Source organism: Endozoicomonas sp. SESOKO4 (assembly GCF_024606275.1).
The window spans coordinates 1-1,031 of record NZ_JAHHPS010000383.1 but is presented as its reverse complement, the minus strand read 5'-3'; the positions used below and the strand labels follow the sequence as shown (position 1 = coordinate 1,031).

The 1,031-nt window shown below is 52.2% G+C and carries 1 protein-coding gene; it reads right to left on the bottom strand.

Annotated features, from left to right (window positions below):
• A partial coding sequence (locus tag KDK16_RS07600) for an ankyrin repeat domain-containing protein (RefSeq protein ID WP_257275407.1) occupies positions 1 to 1,031 on the bottom strand: 1,031 nt, incomplete at both ends.

The following is a 1,031-nucleotide window of genomic DNA, read 5'->3' as shown; positions in this document are numbered from 1 at the left end:
CGATCAGAAGTTTCACGCAGTCGGTGTTATTTTCCTGGGCAGCGATGAACAGCGGGGTGGCGCCATTCTTAGTCCGGGTGTTGAGATCCGCCTTGGCTTCGATCAGGAGTTTCACGCAGTCGGTGTTATTTTCCTGGGCAGCGATGTACAGCGGGGTGGCGCCAATAGAACGGGCAGCGTTGAGATCCGCCTTGGCTTCGATCAGGATTTTCACGCAGTCGGTGTTATTTGCCTGGGCAGCCACGAACAGTGCGGTGGTACCACTCGAACAGGCAGCGTTGATATTTGCCCCGGCGTTGATCAAGCGTTTGACGATATCTTTGTGCCCGCCACCAGCTGCCAACATCAAGGCAGTGGAATCATCATCCATAATGACAATAACGGCATCGACATTGACGCCGTCTGCCAGTGACATTTCCACCTGATCCAAATCTCCCTCAAGACAAGCAAGATAAAACGCCCGATCGGGGAAAAACTCATCCGGGTGAGACTCATCGGTGTTCACATTCACCATAGGCATTGGGTCTTGGCGACACACTGCACAACGGCGAGAGCCGACGGGCTGTTCGACAAAACACTTCGAAATACAGTCCAGATCGAAGTGCTTGCCACAACATTGGGTTTTGACGACCAGAGGCGCTTCATCACGACCATGGAAGTGAACCAGACAAATAGGACAGGGATCGCACTCCACTGGTGCGTCAGTGTCCGTGGGGACAGCGGGGCGGGCATTGCCATCCATGGGTAGAACATCCATGTTGGTCAAATGACCTGTGCACTCTGAGCAGTGTCCATTGTACAAATGTGGGCATGAGCTTTGTTCAGGCGTTGTTGCTGTGTGGCCTGTTGAATGTTCTGCGAAATTTATCGGCCATTCAGTGGTCTCACTGCTATCGGATGATGGTCGGAATTGGCAAACGCCATGACAGGGAGAGACGAAACAATTTAAATCCAAAGAATGCAGAGATTGTTGAGGGCCTCCGTTACCATCAGCAGAGTCAGAATAAAGGAAGCTATTGAAAGAGCCTGCC